The sequence below is a fragment of the Pseudomonadales bacterium genome (genome assembly GCA_041395665.1).
Lineage (GTDB): Bacteria > Pseudomonadota > Gammaproteobacteria > Pseudomonadales > UBA7239 > UBA7239.
Genome location: JAWLAB010000007.1, coordinates 97,581 through 110,864 on the forward strand (window position 1 = coordinate 97,581; position 13,284 = coordinate 110,864).

Genomic DNA, 13,284 nt, shown 5'->3' on the forward strand with positions numbered 1-13,284 from the left:
AAAAGCCCCGCAGTGCGAGGCTTTTTGTGGAGCTAGCAATCCAAATTAAGGATTTTTAACTTCCGCGCCGAGTGTCAGTGGGCGGTTTGTTTCAAGCACTAATGCGTAGCTGGTTTTATCGAACACATTGAATACCATGAGTAAGCCAGCGCGCTCGTTGATCAATTTGACGGTTTCGCCAGTCACAGGATCCTTCATCGTTTCACCTTGAGCAAAAATGGCCAACACATTGCCTGCTTCTAAGCCGTCGCGCTTGCCTTTGTCGATCAACACGACATTCATGGCACCGTATTCGCTGACGCCGCCATCTACATCAATAATTTTTCCGACAATGTCACTTTTCGGCGGTGTGGGGTAAAAAATAGCGTCGACGGCGCGCTCTTCACTGGGGAGTAAGCGGTCTTGGCCGAGCAACTCACGCGTACTGCGCAGCACGCTCAGCTTGGCGATATCGCCCTCTATTTGTGTAATTTTTGCTGTACCAATGTCTATTGCGGCGACACCAAGCACTTCACCTGTTGTTTCATCGGCATAGGTTTTACCTTTGCGATAGACGCCGTAGGTAGGCACTTTGGCTTCGAATTCACCGCGTGCGTTGATGGAGTCGCCTGCGCCGGTAATCACATGGCGTTCGGCGCCGGCCAATACATAAGGTGCTGCTTCTAATGTGCCAGGGGATACCACTCGGCTGCCCGTCAGAAATGGGCTGATGATATCCAGCGGAATGGCGGGGATCGGTGATTCAAGTTGCTCCACGCGAATACGAGGCTTCAAGCTGTTGTCGGTACTGGGTGACATTTTCACCGTGCCGCCACAAGGGTTGGCGCGTGTGACATCCAGTTGTGGCTTGCCATCAACGATATTGAGGTTGACGGTGTCGCCAGGGTAAATCAGGTGTGGGTTGCAAATTTCAGGGTTCACATGCCAGATTTTTGGCCATTCCCAAGGCTGTTGCAGGAACACACCGGAGATAGACCAGAGAGTGTCACCTTTTTTTACGGTATAGCTGCTAGGGTGGTTGGGCGCGAGCTGCACATCTTCCGCTGTCGCGGTAAAACTCAGGAGCAGGGCGCCGATTAGGCCGAGAACATTCCACTTCAGCGAGTTGGTTTTTAGCATTGTTGTCATCCCATGATTGAGGGCGCCGCGTCCGGCGTCCGTGATGTAGCCTCGTGTATACTACGCCGTGAATTGTGGCAACTCAATATCGCAAGATCAATATTATCTTGCAGATCATCATGTTAGCGGCATAACTTGTCGTATTACTAGAAGTTCGTCACAAAACTACTGCTTATTGGCGATTCGCCCCTGATATCTATGGCACGACTGGAAATTCTTGAGTTCCCCGACCCCCGTTTGCGGCAGCGCGCACAGCCCGTTGCGGTGGTGGACGACGGTATTCGTCGCTTGGTCGATGATATGTTCGAAACCATGTACCTCGCCCCTGGTGTGGGCTTGGCGGCGACGCAGGTTAATGTGCATCGCCGCGTGGTGGTGATTGATGTCTCGGAAGATCAATCGCAACCACTGGTGTTTATCAATCCTGAAATCACCGTGTTGGACGAAGCGCAGTGTGAATACGACGAAGGTTGCTTGTCAGTCCCCGGTTTTTACGAAACCGTAGTGCGCCCGCAACATGTGCGTGTGAATGCTCTGGATCGTGACGGCAAAGCGTTTGCAATCGAACCGAGCGGTTTGCTCGCTGTGTGTATTCAACATGAAATTGATCATTTGAACGGCAAATTGTTTGTCGATCATATTTCCAGTTTGAAACGCGATCGCATTCGCAAAAAACTGGAAAAGAAACACCGCGACGGTGAATAAGTTGCGCATTGTTTTTGCAGGTACACCGGATTTCGCTGCAACGCATTTGGCGGCGCTTTTAAAAACAAACCATGAAATCGTGGCGGTGTATACGCAGCCTGATCGACCTTCAGGGCGTGGAAAAAAATTGGCTGCCAGCCCCGTCAAACAATTAGCCGAGCAAAACGGTATTTCTGTTTATCAACCACTGAATTTTCGTGACGCGCAAGATCGTGAAAATTTGGCGGCACTACAACCTGATTTGATGATTGTTGTCGCTTACGGTTTGTTGTTGCCGCAAGCAGTGTTGGATATTCCGCGTTTGGGCTGCATCAATGTGCATGCTTCTTTATTGCCGCGTTGGCGCGGCGCTGCACCGATACAGCGAGCGATTGAAGCAGGCGATGCAGAAACCGGCGTTTGCATCATGCAAATGGAAGCGGGTTTGGATACAGGGCCAGTGTTGGCGCGCGCGGTGTGCAAAATTACGCAGGATGATACGGGCAGCAGTCTGCACGATCGTTTGGCGGTGCTCGGTGCGGATACTTTAGTTTCTGTGTTGGATGCGATTGCCGCGCAAACACTGCGCGCAGAAAAACAAGATGACACAAAAGCCACATACGCACACAAGTTGACAAAAGAAGAAGCGCAGCTCGATTTTTCGCGCAGCGCAGAAGCTTTATCACAACAAATTCGAGCGTTTAATTCATTTCCTGTGAGTTGGTGCGTATTGCCCAACGACGAACGACTGCGCGTGTGGTGCGCGCAGTGTGAATCAGCAACAACAAAAGCTACGGCGGGAACGGTGTTGTCTTTTGATGCCAGCGGTTTGCGTATTGCCTGTGATGAGGGTGTGTTGTTGCTGACGGAGTTGCAATTGCCTAACCGCAATCGCATGGCGGTGCGCGATATCGTCAACGGTCATTTATTGGCATTGCAAGTGGGCGATCAGCTCGCGTGAATAAAAAAATGGCATTGCGCAATGTGCGCGTGGTGGCTGCGCAAGTTATAGAATATGTTGTGCGCGATGGGCGATCTTTATCAGAAGCGCTGCCTGCACTGCAAAATCATTTGGATGAAAAAGAGCGCCCGCTCTTAGCGGAGCTGTGCTACGGCGTGCTGCGTTTTTATTGGGAATTGGATGCTTTAGCGGCGCAGTTGTTACAAAAGCCGCTGCGCGATAAAGACTTTGATGTGCAGGCGCTACTGCTCGTCAGTTTTTATCAGTTGCGTTATATGCGCACGCAAGAACACGCAGCGGTAAATTTGGCAGTGGAAGCCTGCCGTGTCTTAAAAAAAGAATGGGCAGGGAAATTATTGAATGGCGTGCTGCGCAATTACCTGCGCCAGCGAGAAACTTTTGATCAAGCGATTGCGCAACATCACAATCATCCTGCGTGGCTGGCGAATTTTATTCAGCAGGCGTGGCCAGCACAGGCGACTGAAATTTTCTTTGCCAATAATGCGCGCGGCGGTATGAGTTTGCGCGTGAATCGTTTGCGCAATACTTGTGAAAGCTATCAAACGGTTTTAGCGGAAAAAAATATAGTTAGTGGGCGCTGTGCGTATGCGCCGTATGCATTGCTGTTGCAGCAGGCGGTAAGTGTTACTGCATTGCCGGATTTTTTTGAGGGTGCATGCTCGGTGCAAGATGTCGCTGCGCAGTTGTGTGCGCCACTACTGCGCTTGCAAGCGGGGCAGCGCGTGTTGGATGCTTGTGCTGCGCCTGGTGGAAAAACGGGTCACATTCTTGAATGCGAACCGCAGTTGCAAGAATTGGTGGCGATAGATTGCGATGAAAAAAGATTGCAACGGGTGCATGACAATTTAGCGCGCTTGCATTTGCAGGCGACGGTTCGTTGCGCCGATGCGGAAAATATCGCGCAGTGGTTTGACGGAAAAAAGTTTGATCGCATTTTGTTGGACGCGCCGTGTTCCGGCACGGGTGTGATTCGTCGTCATCCTGACATTAAACATCTACGGCGCGAGAGTGATATTGCTGCGTTGGCTGCGCGACAAAGTGAATTGCTGGAAGCGATGTGGACACTGTTAGCGGAAGATGGTGTGTTGCTTTACACCACCTGTTCCATCTTGCCGCAAGAAAACGAGCAAATAATTGCACAATTTTTGACGCAACACGCCGATGCGGTGGTCGATAAAATTGAAGTGGATTGGGGTGTTAATTGGGGTGTGGAAACGAAAAGCGGCCGACAATTACTGCCGGCCGCTGATCGCGATGGTTTTTTCTTTGCGCGCTTAAAGAAAACGCGCTAAGCCTTAAAACGCAAACTTATCTTCGGCAATCGCCATGGTGCTGTCTGCGCCAGCGAGTGCTGCGGCAGCGTGCATGCCTGTGCGCGGCAAGATGCGGTCAAAGTAAAAGCGCGCAGTAGTTAATTTGCTGGCGTAGAAACCATCGCTGTCTGCACCGGCTGCAATTTTTTCTGCCGCAACTTTTGCCATCTGCGCCCACATAAAGCCCAACACGGCGTAGCCAGAGAACATAGTGAAATCGACTGAGGCCGCGCCCACTTCTTCGGCGTTTTGCATCGCGCGCTCACCAATTTTCATGGTGATCTCTCCCCACTGTGTGTTCACAGCGGCGAGCGCTGTGCACAGTGTTGCCAGCTCCGTGTTGTCTTTATTGGCTTCGCAGAATTTGTGAATGAGTTTGGTGACATTGCGCAGCAGTGCGCCGCCAGAACCCATCACTTTGCGACCGATTAAATCCAGCGCTTGTATGCCAGTCGTGCCTTCGTAAATGGTAGAGATGCGCACATCGCGCACGATTTGTTCCATGCCGTGTTCGTGTATGTAACCGTGACCGCCGAACACTTGCACGCCCAAGTTGCACACTTCAATCGCTGACTCTGTACAAAACGCTTTCGCAATCGGTGTTAACAAGCCGAGCAAATCGTCCGCTTCTTTTTTACTTTCTTCGCTGCCGTAATGTGTGCGATCGACTAACTGCCCACACCAGTACAAGAAAGCGCGCTGACCTTCGACAATCGCTTTTTGCGTCATCAACATACGGCGCACATCGGGATGCACGATGATTGGATCCGCTTCGCCGTCTGGATTTTTCTTGCCGGTAAGTGAGCGCATCTGCAAACGCTCACGCGCGTATTTCAGTGCGCCTTGGAAAGATGCTTCACCGAGTGCCAAGCCCTGCTGTGCCGTGCCGAGGCGCGCGGTGTTCATCATGTTGAACATGATTTCCAAACCTTTGTTTTCTTCACCGATGATGAAGCCGGTCGCACCATCAAAATTCATCACACAAGTTGCTGAGCCTTTCAAACCCATTTTCTTTTCGATGGAGCCGCAGCTCACGCTGTTGGCTGCACCGAGTGAGCCATCGGCATTCGTCAAAACTTTGGGCACGATAAATAATGAAATTCCTTTGGTGCCTTTCGGTGCGCCTTCAATGCGTGCCAACACCGCGTGAATGATGTTGGAAGTCATATCGTGTTCGCCGGCAGAAATAAAAATTTTCGTGCCGGAAATTTTGTAAGTGCCGTCGGCCTGTTTAACGGCTTTGGTGCGCAGCAAGCCGACATCCGAGCCGCAGTGCGCTTCCGTCAAACACATGGTGCCAGCCCATTGGCCAGCAATAATTTTAGGGATGTAGAGTGCCTGCTGTTCTGGCGTGCCGCCGTGTAGCAAGCAAGTGGTGGGTGCGTGCGCGAGGCCGGGGTACATGGTCCATGCCCAGTTGGCCGCGCCCATCATTTCGCCGATAGCGGTGCCGAGTGAGCTGGGCAGGCCTTGGCCGCCAAACTCGGCGGGCAGGCTAAAGCCTTGCCAGCCATCGTTGCAGTACTGGTGATAGGCCTCACCGAAGCCATGCGGCACGGTGACTTTGCCGTTTTCAAAGTGGCACCCTTCTTCGTCGCCCACTTTATTCAGCGGTGCCAGCACTTCTTCGGCGAACTTGCCGGCGTTTTCCAAAATCATCGCTACTTCGTCTTCGCCCAGCGCAGAGCAACCGTCGAGGCACTGGTAGTGGGTGATGTCGAGCAGGTCATTGAGGACGAACTGGATATCGCGCAAAGGAGGGTGATAAGCAGGCATGCCGTGTTCTCGCTTTAAGTGTTCATGGAATAGAGCGGGTCATTATAGAGGCTGTAAGCCTTTACAATAGAGCCTGAAAATTTCCTCCGCGAATGTGATTGCATGGTCTCCTCCCTGCTCCCCGAAAAACCACTGGTCATCTCTCCCTCGCTTGCCGCTACGCTGGGCTTGGAGGAAGCGGTGTTGCTGTCGGTGTTGCACGAGCTGTTTTTGCATCGTGCGCAGCAGGGTTGGCTGAAAGTAGAAGAGGTGGTGCTGTCAGAATTTTTACCGTTTTGGCAGCCGCAAGATGTGCAGCGCGTGGCGAGCAGTCTGCGCGATAAAGGCGTGTTGCAATTGCGCTCTGCGCCTTACCTCAGTAGTGGCGTGTTGGATTTTCATCTCGGCGATGAAGAAGTGCCACCTGCAAAAATATTGCCGAAAACCAAATTGAAATCGGTGGCGGAAGCAGGTCGCGCCAGTTTGATTTCATCGCAATGGCAACCGGATGGTGATACGCAACAGCAGTTGATGCAATTGGGTGTTGCGCAAGATTTTATCGCGCAACAAGTGCCAGAGTTTGTGCGTTACTGGCGCGAACGCGGCGAAGCGCATCACGCTTGGGGCAGTCGTTTTCAAAAACAAGTGCAACGATTGTGGCGCGATCATGAATTGCATGCCGCCAAGTTACGCAACAACACAGCGATGACGAGTGATTGGCAGCCGAGTGCCGATGTGGTTGAAATTTTATTGCGCGCAGAAGTGACACCTGCATTTATTCAAGACAGCGTGCCAGAGTTTGTTTTGTATTGGCGCGATCGCGGTGAACTATCAACCACTTGGGATAGTAAATTTTTGCAGCATGTGCGCAGGCAGTGGGCGATTTTTACTGCGAAGTTGGAAAACGATCCCACGCCGCGTGCAATTACGGCGCAGTGGCAGCCCTCCAATGATGTGTACGATATTTTGCAAATGGCGGCGATTGATGTGGATTTCGCGCGCCAGCAAGTGAATGAATTTGTGTTGTATTGGATGGATAGCAAACAAGTGCACAGCAGTTGGAACAGCAAGTTTTTGCATCATGTGAAATACCGTTGGGCGCGTCGCCACGAACAACAATGGCAAGGGGAAAATGATGGATTTATCGCCACACACACCGACAGGAGTTGGGCAGATGGGCTCTGATGTGTCTACCAAAAATGCATCCACGCAGACTGCTGCGCCGCGCGAAGCGGTGATTGACGCTGTGAATCAAATGTTCGCAGAGTTTGCGCTCGTTTATCACAATCAATATCAAAAAGCGTTTTCGGATAAAGAAAAATTATCGCTGGCAAAACGCTTGTGGTTGTCGCACCTCGCCGCGTATTCGCCAGAGCAAATTCTTGCAGCGGCGCGGCGTGCAACGCACGAATCGGAATACCTGCCGACCGTACGCGGCGTGCTGAAATATTTAGAAAGCAGCAGCGGTTTGCCCGATGCTTACGACGCTTACCGCGAAGCCTGTCTCGCACCTACACCCAAAGCTGCATATCAGTGGTCGCATCCTGCTGTATATCACGCCGGTGTCGCAACCGAGTGGTATTTATTGGCAACGCAACCAGAAAAAACCACGCGCCCAATTTTTGAAAGACACTATCGCGCGTTGTGTGAACGCGTGGCGGCAGGTGAGCAATTAACCATGCCAGAAGTGCCTGCGCTACCAGAGCCTACTTCGCCGCCGATGACAAAAGAAGAACGCCAAGCTGCAGTGCGTGCGTTGCGCGAGAAAGTGGGTTTGTAAGTGAGTTTGTTGCAAGAAGTTCGCGCTTGCACCTTATGTGAACCGTATTTGCCTTTAGGCGCGCGCCCTGTTTTGCAATTTCATTCGCGTGCAAAAATTTTGATTGCTAGCCAAGCGCCGGGGCGCAAAGTACATGAATCCGGTATTCCGTTTGATGATGCCAGCGGTGATCGTTTGCGTGAATGGTTGGGTATTTCACGCGATATTTTTTACGATGAAAAAAAGATAGCAATTTTGCCGATGGGATTTTGTTATCCAGGCAAAGCAAAATCAGGCGATGCGCCGCCGCGCAAAGAATGCGCACCGCAATGGCGACAGCGTTTGCTGGATGAACTGACGCAATTAAAGCTGACCTTGGCGATTGGCAACTACGCACAGGCTTGGCATCTGCCGCAGGTAAAAGGTTCACTCACCGAGCGCGTGCGTCGGTGGGATGCTTATGGCGATGTGATTCCATTGCCACACCCCAGCCCACTGAATAATTTGTGGTTGGCAAAAAATCCGTGGTTTGTTGCTGAGGTGTTGCCTGCGTTGCGTTTGCGGGTGGCGGATGCTTTAAATTAACCGAAAAATTATTCTACGAAGAAAACCGTGCCGTACAGTAAAAGGTGGTGTTTTGCCGATCAACTTAAGAGTTGCATGCCGGCAGACTTGGCGGCTTTGCGATCAAATGTTGCGGTATGACTGCAGCCAGCTGCGTGGTGGCAACGCTCGATAAGGCAATCCGCAAAATCGCTGTTGGTATCTGCAAAGCGTCGTAACGCTTGCCACACAGAGTCTGCCTGTTCAATGACCAAGCCTCTGGTTCGCAGCAAAGTATCGAGCACGGTCACGATGTCTTTTTTGTCACTGTCATAACAACCTTCCAGTACCCATACCAATTCAACCACTGATACCAAGGCAATAAAGCCCGGAGAGTCTGAGGAAAGGGACTCAATTAAGGTATTGGCTTTTTTGGCTTGCGTAGCATCATCTTGGGTGAGATACCGAACCAGAATATTGGTATCCAACCCAATCATCGTGCCGACGCTCCTCGCGCGGCAATAACTTCGTTCATGTCTTCGATAGAGACAGCTTTGGCTGGCTTGGTAATCAGGCCTTTGAGACCTCGCACGGGTTGAGTTGCCGCGACAATGGCGTACTGCCCTTTTTCGGTTTCAATAAAATCAACCCGATCTCCAGCTGCAATGCCCAAAGCGGCCCTGACCGGCGAAGGGATAGTGATCTGGCCTTTGGAGGTGAGGGTGGCGGTTGCCATGGCTTGCAATCCTTTCATTTTTAATTTTTCCTTACTTTATAGTAAGGAGTATCCCTGTCAACCCACGGTCTACTAAATGGTTGTCGTCACAGACATACAAAGCAGATTGTCTTCTGTTCACATCGATAGCGATTCCAGCGAAAATGACCGATCACTTTCGAGTGCCTTTATAGTGACGCACATTTTTCTCACGAGGTTAATGCGCAAATGATGTTGATGATCGACAACTACGATTCCTTTACTTGGAATGTGGTGCAGTACCTCGGTGAATTAAATGCGGATGTGAAAGTGATTCGCAACGATGAAATGACGGTGGATGAAATCGTCGCGCTGAAGCCGGAGCGCATTGTCATTTCTCCAGGCCCTTGCACGCCCACCGAGGCGGGTGTGTCGCTGGAAGTGATTACACGGTTGGCGGGATCTTTGCCTATTCTTGGTGTCTGTCTCGGCCATCAAAGTATTGGTCAGGCAATGGGCGGCAAAGTGGTGCGCGCGCGCCAAGTGATGCACGGAAAAATTTCACCGATTTATCACGCAAACGAAGGTGTGTTTGCGGGCTTGCCTTCGCCGTTTAATGCCACGCGTTATCACTCATTGGTAATTGAAAAGGAAAGCTTGCCCGATTGTTTAGAAATCACTGCGTGGACGCAACTGGACGACGGCAGCGTGGATGAAATCATGGGCGTGCGTCACAAAGATTTTTTGGTGGAAGGCGTGCAATTTCATCCTGAATCGATTTTGAGTGAACATGGTCATCAATTGCTAAAAAACTTTTTGGATATGTAAGCATGAGTGCAAAACTGAATGTTGTGCAGCAAGCACTCGCGCAATTGGTTGAGAAACGCAATTTATCGCGCGATGTGATGCACGCCGCGATGATGGCGGTGATGACAGGCGAAGCCACGCCTGCGCAAGTCGGCGCGTTTTTGATTGCGCTGCGTATGAAAGGCGAATCGGTGGATGAATTAACGGCTGCTGCGCAAGTGATGCGTGAACTTTCTAGCAAAGTAATCGTGAATGTGAATCCGCGCCATTTGGTGGATACCTGCGGCACTGGCGGCACCGGCATTCCTTTGTTTAATGTTTCAACCGCGAGTGCATTTGTTGTTGCCTGCGCCGGTGGTTTTGTTGCGAAACACGGTAATCGCTCTGTCACTTCCACTTCTGGCAGCGCCGATTTATTGGAAGCGGCAGGTGTGAATTTAGAGATCACGCCGGAACAAGTGGCGAAGTGCGTGGATCAACTCGGTGTGGGTTTTATGTTTGCGGTAAAACATCACAGCGCGATGAAACATGCGATTGGTCCACGCCGTGAAATTGCGGTGCGCACTATTTTTAATACGCTGGGTCCGTTGACTAACCCCGCGAGTGCGCCCAATCAAATGCTCGGCGTTTACGATAAAGCGTTGCTGCGCCCAGTGGCTGAAGTGCTGAAAAACTTGGGCAGCAATCATGTGTTGGTGGTGCATTCTCATGATGGTTTGGATGAAATCAGTTTGTGTGCGCCGACCGATATTGTGGAATTAAAAGACGGTGAGATTCGTGAATACACCATCACGCCAGAAGATGTAGGTTTGGCAGCGCGGCCGATCGACGAGCTGTATGTCGATAACGCGCAACAGAGCTTGCAACTGATAGAAACCGCTTTGAAAGACAATCACTCGGCTGCGGCAGATATCGTCGCTCTCAATGCCGGTGCTGCAATTTATGCGGCAAATTTATGCAGCTCGCTGACGCAGGGCGTTGATGTAGCGCGCGATATTTTAGGTACAGGGATTGCTTGGGAAAAAATGCAGGATTTTGTTGATTTCACGCAGTATGTGGTTTGAAGAAGTAATAGTGATGAATACACCAACGATTTTGAAAAAAATTATTGCGCGCAAGCACGAAGAAGTTGCCGAGCGGCAACAAAAGAAACCATTGGCAGCAGTGATGCAGCAAGCCAAAGCGCAAACGCCCGCGCGCGGCTTTGTCGCTGCCATCGAGCGCAAACTCAAAGCGGGTGACGCTGCGGTGATCGCGGAAATCAAAAAAGCCTCGCCGAGCAAAGGTGTGATTCGCGAACGCTTTTATCCTGAAGAATTGGCGCGCTCGTATGAAAAAGGCGGCGCGGCGTGTTTGTCGGTGCTGACTGATGTCGATTTTTTTCAAGGTGCAGACGATTACTTGCAGCAGGCGCGCAGTGCCACTAAGTTGCCGGTGTTGCGTAAAGATTTCACGGTGGATGCTTACCAAATTTGGGAAGCGCGCGCGTTGGGCGCAGATTGCATTTTGTTGATCGCCGCCGCGTTGGATGAGCAGCAATTACAAAGTTTGAATACTTGCGCGCAGGAAGCGGGTTTGGATGTGTTGGTGGAAGTGCACAACGCAGAAGAGTTAATGCAAGCGTTAAAACTGAATAATCGTTTGATCGGCATTAACAACCGCGACCTGCACAGCTTCAACACTTCGTTAAACACCACTTACGAATTGCTGGCGCAAATTCCATCGGATCGCATCGTTGTCACTGAAAGCGGTATACACAGCATCGACGATGTCAAAGCTATGCGCGGTCACGGCGTGAATGCCTTTTTAGTGGGTGAGGCATTTATGCGCGCCGAAGACCCTGGCATGCAGTTGTTGGAAATGTTTAATTAAAGCGAGCGCAAAACATGGCAGGTAAAACTTTTCGTGTGATCACTGCCAACACCAATGGCATTCGTTCCGCTGCTAAAAAAGGTTTTTTTGATTGGCTGCAAACGCAAGATGCGGATGTGGTGTGCGTACAAGAAACCAAGGCGCAGCGCGAGCAACTTGAGGACGCGCTGTTTCATCCGCAGGGTTATCACTGCCAGTATTTTGATGCCGAGAAAAAAGGCTACAGCGGCACGGCTTTATATTCGAAACAAAAACCGGATCAAGTGATTACCGGCTTGGGTTGGCAATCAGCCGATACCGAAGGTCGCTACCTGCAAGCTGATTTTGGTGATTTGTCCGTTGTGTCTTTGTATCTGCCTTCTGGTTCCAGCAGTGAACAGGCGCAGCAAAAAAAGTTTGAGTTTCTCGATTTGTATTTGCCGGTGCTGAAAAAACAAATCAGCGATGGCCGTCAATACATACTCTGCGGTGATTGGAACATTGCGCACAAACCGATAGATTTGAAAAACTGGAAATCTAATCAAAAAAATTCCGGCTTCTTGCCGGAAGAGCGCGCGTGGTTGGATGTGTTGTTTGATGAGCTGGGTTGGGTAGATGCTTTTCGCGCTATCAACAACGAAGCCGATCAATACACTTGGTGGTCGAATCGCGGCGCAGCGTGGGATAAAAATGTCGGGTGGCGTATTGATTACCAAATCGTCACGCCCGCATTGCGCGATAAAGTCAAACGCGTGGAGATTTACAAAGCGGAACGGTTTTCTGATCACGCGCCGCTGATTATGGATTATGTTTTTTAGGGTGTGAGTAGGGGTGTTATGTTAAGCGTGAAGCCCAGTAACTTGGCTTCTGATGACAATGCATCACAGCAAGAATCAAAATATGGTCTGGAAAAGTGGCATACAAAATCGCATACGGAAATACGCGAGTAAGACGCCGGCGAACCGGTGCTTCTAATTCAGGCCACATAGTTGGCGCAGACAAAATGCTGTCAATTGCACTTTCAACACTGTCGATGAAGCGAGCACCTAAACCTACTTGTTGTGATTCGTAATATAGGATGGCTTGCTCAAATTCCGTTTGAGCATCAGGGTGAAAGCGAAGATTCATTGTTGGATGAGGTTACGCGCTCTAGCCAGCACAACATCGCCAGGGATGCTTTCAACTTTGTCTGAGCGAATTTCTTCTAATCTGCGCAGTGCTTCCGTCGCCCAGATATCGCGAATCTCTGGATCGGTTATCGGATCAAGGCTTTCAACTAATCGATCAGCCAACAACGCTCTCGCTTCACTGGGAAGAGAAAGTGCTACTTCGGTGATTTTTTCAACAGGGATAGCCATGCCCGCAGGTTACTCTGAAAAGAAAAGCGACTCAATTATTCACATACAGCGAGCATGTTTTGTGGCAGATAAGTTACTGCCATTTATGCCCCCACTGAAAATTTGAGATGCCCCCAGAAATGCCCCCAAAAGAGTTAGAAACTGCTGGAGCAGCATGGATTCGTATGGAGTGATTATAAAGAAAAAGCCCGTGAAATCAAGGGCTTATGGAGGTTGCTGGAGTGCTATGGATAGTGAATTGGTGGTGGGATGGTACCCCGCACCAAACGACTATTGAAAGTACGGAATCGAAGCGCTGCGGGCTGCTGCGAACCCGTGCGAACCGGATCGAAAAGCCTGCCGGTACGCCCATCGGCACCGGACGATCAAGCAGGTTTTTCGGACTGATTGGTGGCCGGAATGCGGCCTCAACCCCGTTC

At 50.7% G+C, this 13,284-nt stretch carries 16 protein-coding genes; 10 read left to right on the forward strand and 6 right to left on the reverse strand.

Annotated elements, in window-relative coordinates; genetic code table 11:
• Positions 1 to 45 precede the first annotated feature (45 nt).
• Positions 46 to 1,119: a LysM peptidoglycan-binding domain-containing protein gene (locus R3E63_09780; GenBank protein ID MEZ5540211.1), complete on the reverse strand. Its 1,074-nt coding sequence runs from the start codon at positions 1,117 to 1,119 to the stop codon at positions 46 to 48.
• A 198-nt stretch (positions 1,120 to 1,317) separates the two neighbouring features.
• Between R3E63_09780 and def the strand changes: the two genes are divergently transcribed.
• The 3 genes from def to rsmB are packed head-to-tail and all read left to right on the forward strand — an operon-like array spanning position 1,318 to position 4,077.
• On the forward strand, positions 1,318 to 1,824 hold the full coding sequence (gene def, locus R3E63_09785) for a peptide deformylase (protein MEZ5540212.1): 507 nt from the start codon (positions 1,318 to 1,320) through the stop codon (positions 1,822 to 1,824).
• Position 1,825: 1 nt separating this feature from the next.
• Positions 1,826 to 2,764: a methionyl-tRNA formyltransferase gene (gene fmt / locus R3E63_09790; protein ID MEZ5540213.1), complete on the forward strand. Its 939-nt coding sequence runs from the start codon at positions 1,826 to 1,828 to the stop codon at positions 2,762 to 2,764.
• Positions 2,761 to 4,077: a 16S rRNA (cytosine(967)-C(5))-methyltransferase RsmB gene (gene rsmB / locus R3E63_09795; GenBank protein MEZ5540214.1), complete on the forward strand. Its 1,317-nt coding sequence runs from the start codon at positions 2,761 to 2,763 to the stop codon at positions 4,075 to 4,077. Before fmt ends, rsmB begins: the two co-directional genes overlap by 4 nt.
• Before the next feature lie 3 nt (positions 4,078 to 4,080).
• Here rsmB and R3E63_09800 read toward each other — a convergent pair whose 3' ends face one another.
• A complete protein-coding gene (locus R3E63_09800; protein MEZ5540215.1) occupies positions 4,081 to 5,874 on the reverse strand; it encodes an acyl-CoA dehydrogenase C-terminal domain-containing protein in 1,794 nt (597 codons plus the stop codon).
• A 102-nt stretch (positions 5,875 to 5,976) separates the two neighbouring features.
• Here R3E63_09800 and R3E63_09805 point away from each other — a divergent pair, with 102 nt between their 5' ends.
• From R3E63_09805 to R3E63_09815, 3 genes are read left to right on the forward strand one after another with little or no spacing between them, the layout of a single operon-like run.
• Positions 5,977 to 7,038 carry a DnaT-like ssDNA-binding domain-containing protein gene (locus R3E63_09805; GenBank protein ID MEZ5540216.1) on the forward strand — a complete coding sequence of 354 codons (1,062 nt, stop codon included), beginning with the start codon at positions 5,977 to 5,979 and terminating at the stop codon, positions 7,036 to 7,038.
• Positions 6,986 to 7,633 (forward strand): replication protein P, encoded by a 648-nt coding sequence (locus R3E63_09810; GenBank protein ID MEZ5540217.1) that lies wholly within the window; start codon positions 6,986 to 6,988, stop codon positions 7,631 to 7,633. The genes R3E63_09805 and R3E63_09810 overlap by 53 nt, the downstream gene beginning before the upstream one ends.
• The gene (locus R3E63_09815; GenBank protein ID MEZ5540218.1) at positions 7,634 to 8,197 is read left to right on the forward strand and encodes a uracil-DNA glycosylase family protein; all 564 of its coding nucleotides are present in this window, start codon (positions 7,634 to 7,636) and stop codon (positions 8,195 to 8,197) included.
• Positions 8,198 to 8,256: 59 nt separating this feature from the next.
• On the opposite strand, the gene R3E63_09820 is transcribed toward R3E63_09815, so the two are convergent.
• Both R3E63_09820 and R3E63_09825 read right to left on the reverse strand, forming a co-directional pair.
• Complete coding sequence (locus tag R3E63_09820) at positions 8,257 to 8,652, reverse strand: type II toxin-antitoxin system VapC family toxin (GenBank protein ID MEZ5540219.1); 396 nt, start codon at positions 8,650 to 8,652, stop codon at positions 8,257 to 8,259.
• On the reverse strand, positions 8,649 to 8,891 hold the full coding sequence (locus R3E63_09825) for an AbrB/MazE/SpoVT family DNA-binding domain-containing protein (protein ID MEZ5540220.1): 243 nt from the start codon (positions 8,889 to 8,891) through the stop codon (positions 8,649 to 8,651). The genes R3E63_09820 and R3E63_09825 overlap by 4 nt, the downstream gene beginning before the upstream one ends.
• Positions 8,892 to 9,098: 207 nt before the next feature.
• Between R3E63_09825 and R3E63_09830 the strand changes: the two genes are divergently transcribed.
• From R3E63_09830 to R3E63_09845, 4 genes are read left to right on the forward strand one after another with little or no spacing between them, the layout of a single operon-like run.
• Positions 9,099 to 9,677, forward strand: a complete 579-nt coding sequence (locus R3E63_09830; GenBank protein ID MEZ5540221.1) for an aminodeoxychorismate/anthranilate synthase component II — start codon at positions 9,099 to 9,101, stop codon at positions 9,675 to 9,677.
• Positions 9,678 to 9,679: 2 nt separating this feature from the next.
• Positions 9,680 to 10,720 (forward strand): anthranilate phosphoribosyltransferase, encoded by a 1,041-nt coding sequence (gene trpD, locus R3E63_09835; protein ID MEZ5540222.1) that lies wholly within the window; start codon positions 9,680 to 9,682, stop codon positions 10,718 to 10,720.
• A 13-nt stretch (positions 10,721 to 10,733) separates the two neighbouring features.
• Positions 10,734 to 11,528, forward strand: a complete 795-nt coding sequence (trpC, locus tag R3E63_09840; GenBank protein ID MEZ5540223.1) for an indole-3-glycerol phosphate synthase TrpC — start codon at positions 10,734 to 10,736, stop codon at positions 11,526 to 11,528.
• A gap of 14 nt (positions 11,529 to 11,542) precedes the next feature.
• Entirely contained in the window at positions 11,543 to 12,325 is a 783-nt protein-coding gene (locus R3E63_09845; protein ID MEZ5540224.1) for an exodeoxyribonuclease III, read from the forward strand.
• Between the two features lie 16 nt (positions 12,326 to 12,341).
• Here R3E63_09845 and R3E63_09850 read toward each other — a convergent pair whose 3' ends face one another.
• Entirely contained in the window at positions 12,342 to 12,635 is a 294-nt protein-coding gene (locus R3E63_09850; GenBank protein ID MEZ5540225.1) for a type II toxin-antitoxin system RelE/ParE family toxin, read from the reverse strand.
• Complete coding sequence (locus tag R3E63_09855) at positions 12,632 to 12,865, reverse strand: addiction module protein (GenBank protein MEZ5540226.1); 234 nt, start codon at positions 12,863 to 12,865, stop codon at positions 12,632 to 12,634. Before R3E63_09855 ends, R3E63_09850 begins: the two co-directional genes overlap by 4 nt.
• Positions 12,866 to 13,284: the final 419 nt, after the last annotated feature.

What these genes read in the sequence shown, in the direction of transcription:
- R3E63_09800 (MEZ5540215.1), bottom strand. Translation starts at nt 5,874, where the DNA reads ATGCCTGCTTATCACCCTCCTTTGCGCGATATCCAGTTCGTCCTCAAT.
- R3E63_09855 (MEZ5540226.1), bottom strand. Translation starts at nt 12,865, where the DNA reads ATGGCTATCCCTGTTGAAAAAATCACCGAAGTAGCACTTTCTCTTCCC.
- R3E63_09825 (MEZ5540220.1), bottom strand. Translation starts at nt 8,891, where the DNA reads ATGGCAACCGCCACCCTCACCTCCAAAGGCCAGATCACTATCCCTTCG.
- R3E63_09820 (MEZ5540219.1), bottom strand. Translation starts at nt 8,652, where the DNA reads ATGATTGGGTTGGATACCAATATTCTGGTTCGGTATCTCACCCAAGAT.
- R3E63_09805 (MEZ5540216.1), top strand. Translation starts at nt 5,977, where the DNA reads ATGGTCTCCTCCCTGCTCCCCGAAAAACCACTGGTCATCTCTCCCTCG.
- R3E63_09845 (MEZ5540224.1), top strand. Translation starts at nt 11,543, where the DNA reads ATGGCAGGTAAAACTTTTCGTGTGATCACTGCCAACACCAATGGCATT.
- R3E63_09830 (MEZ5540221.1), top strand. Translation starts at nt 9,099, where the DNA reads ATGATGTTGATGATCGACAACTACGATTCCTTTACTTGGAATGTGGTG.
- R3E63_09780 (MEZ5540211.1), bottom strand. Translation starts at nt 1,119, where the DNA reads ATGCTAAAAACCAACTCGCTGAAGTGGAATGTTCTCGGCCTAATCGGC.
- trpC (MEZ5540223.1), top strand. Translation starts at nt 10,734, where the DNA reads ATGAATACACCAACGATTTTGAAAAAAATTATTGCGCGCAAGCACGAA.
- R3E63_09850 (MEZ5540225.1), bottom strand. Translation starts at nt 12,635, where the DNA reads ATGAATCTTCGCTTTCACCCTGATGCTCAAACGGAATTTGAGCAAGCC.
- trpD (MEZ5540222.1), top strand. Translation starts at nt 9,680, where the DNA reads ATGAGTGCAAAACTGAATGTTGTGCAGCAAGCACTCGCGCAATTGGTT.
- def (MEZ5540212.1), top strand. Translation starts at nt 1,318, where the DNA reads ATGGCACGACTGGAAATTCTTGAGTTCCCCGACCCCCGTTTGCGGCAG.
- R3E63_09810 (MEZ5540217.1), top strand. Translation starts at nt 6,986, where the DNA reads ATGATGGATTTATCGCCACACACACCGACAGGAGTTGGGCAGATGGGC.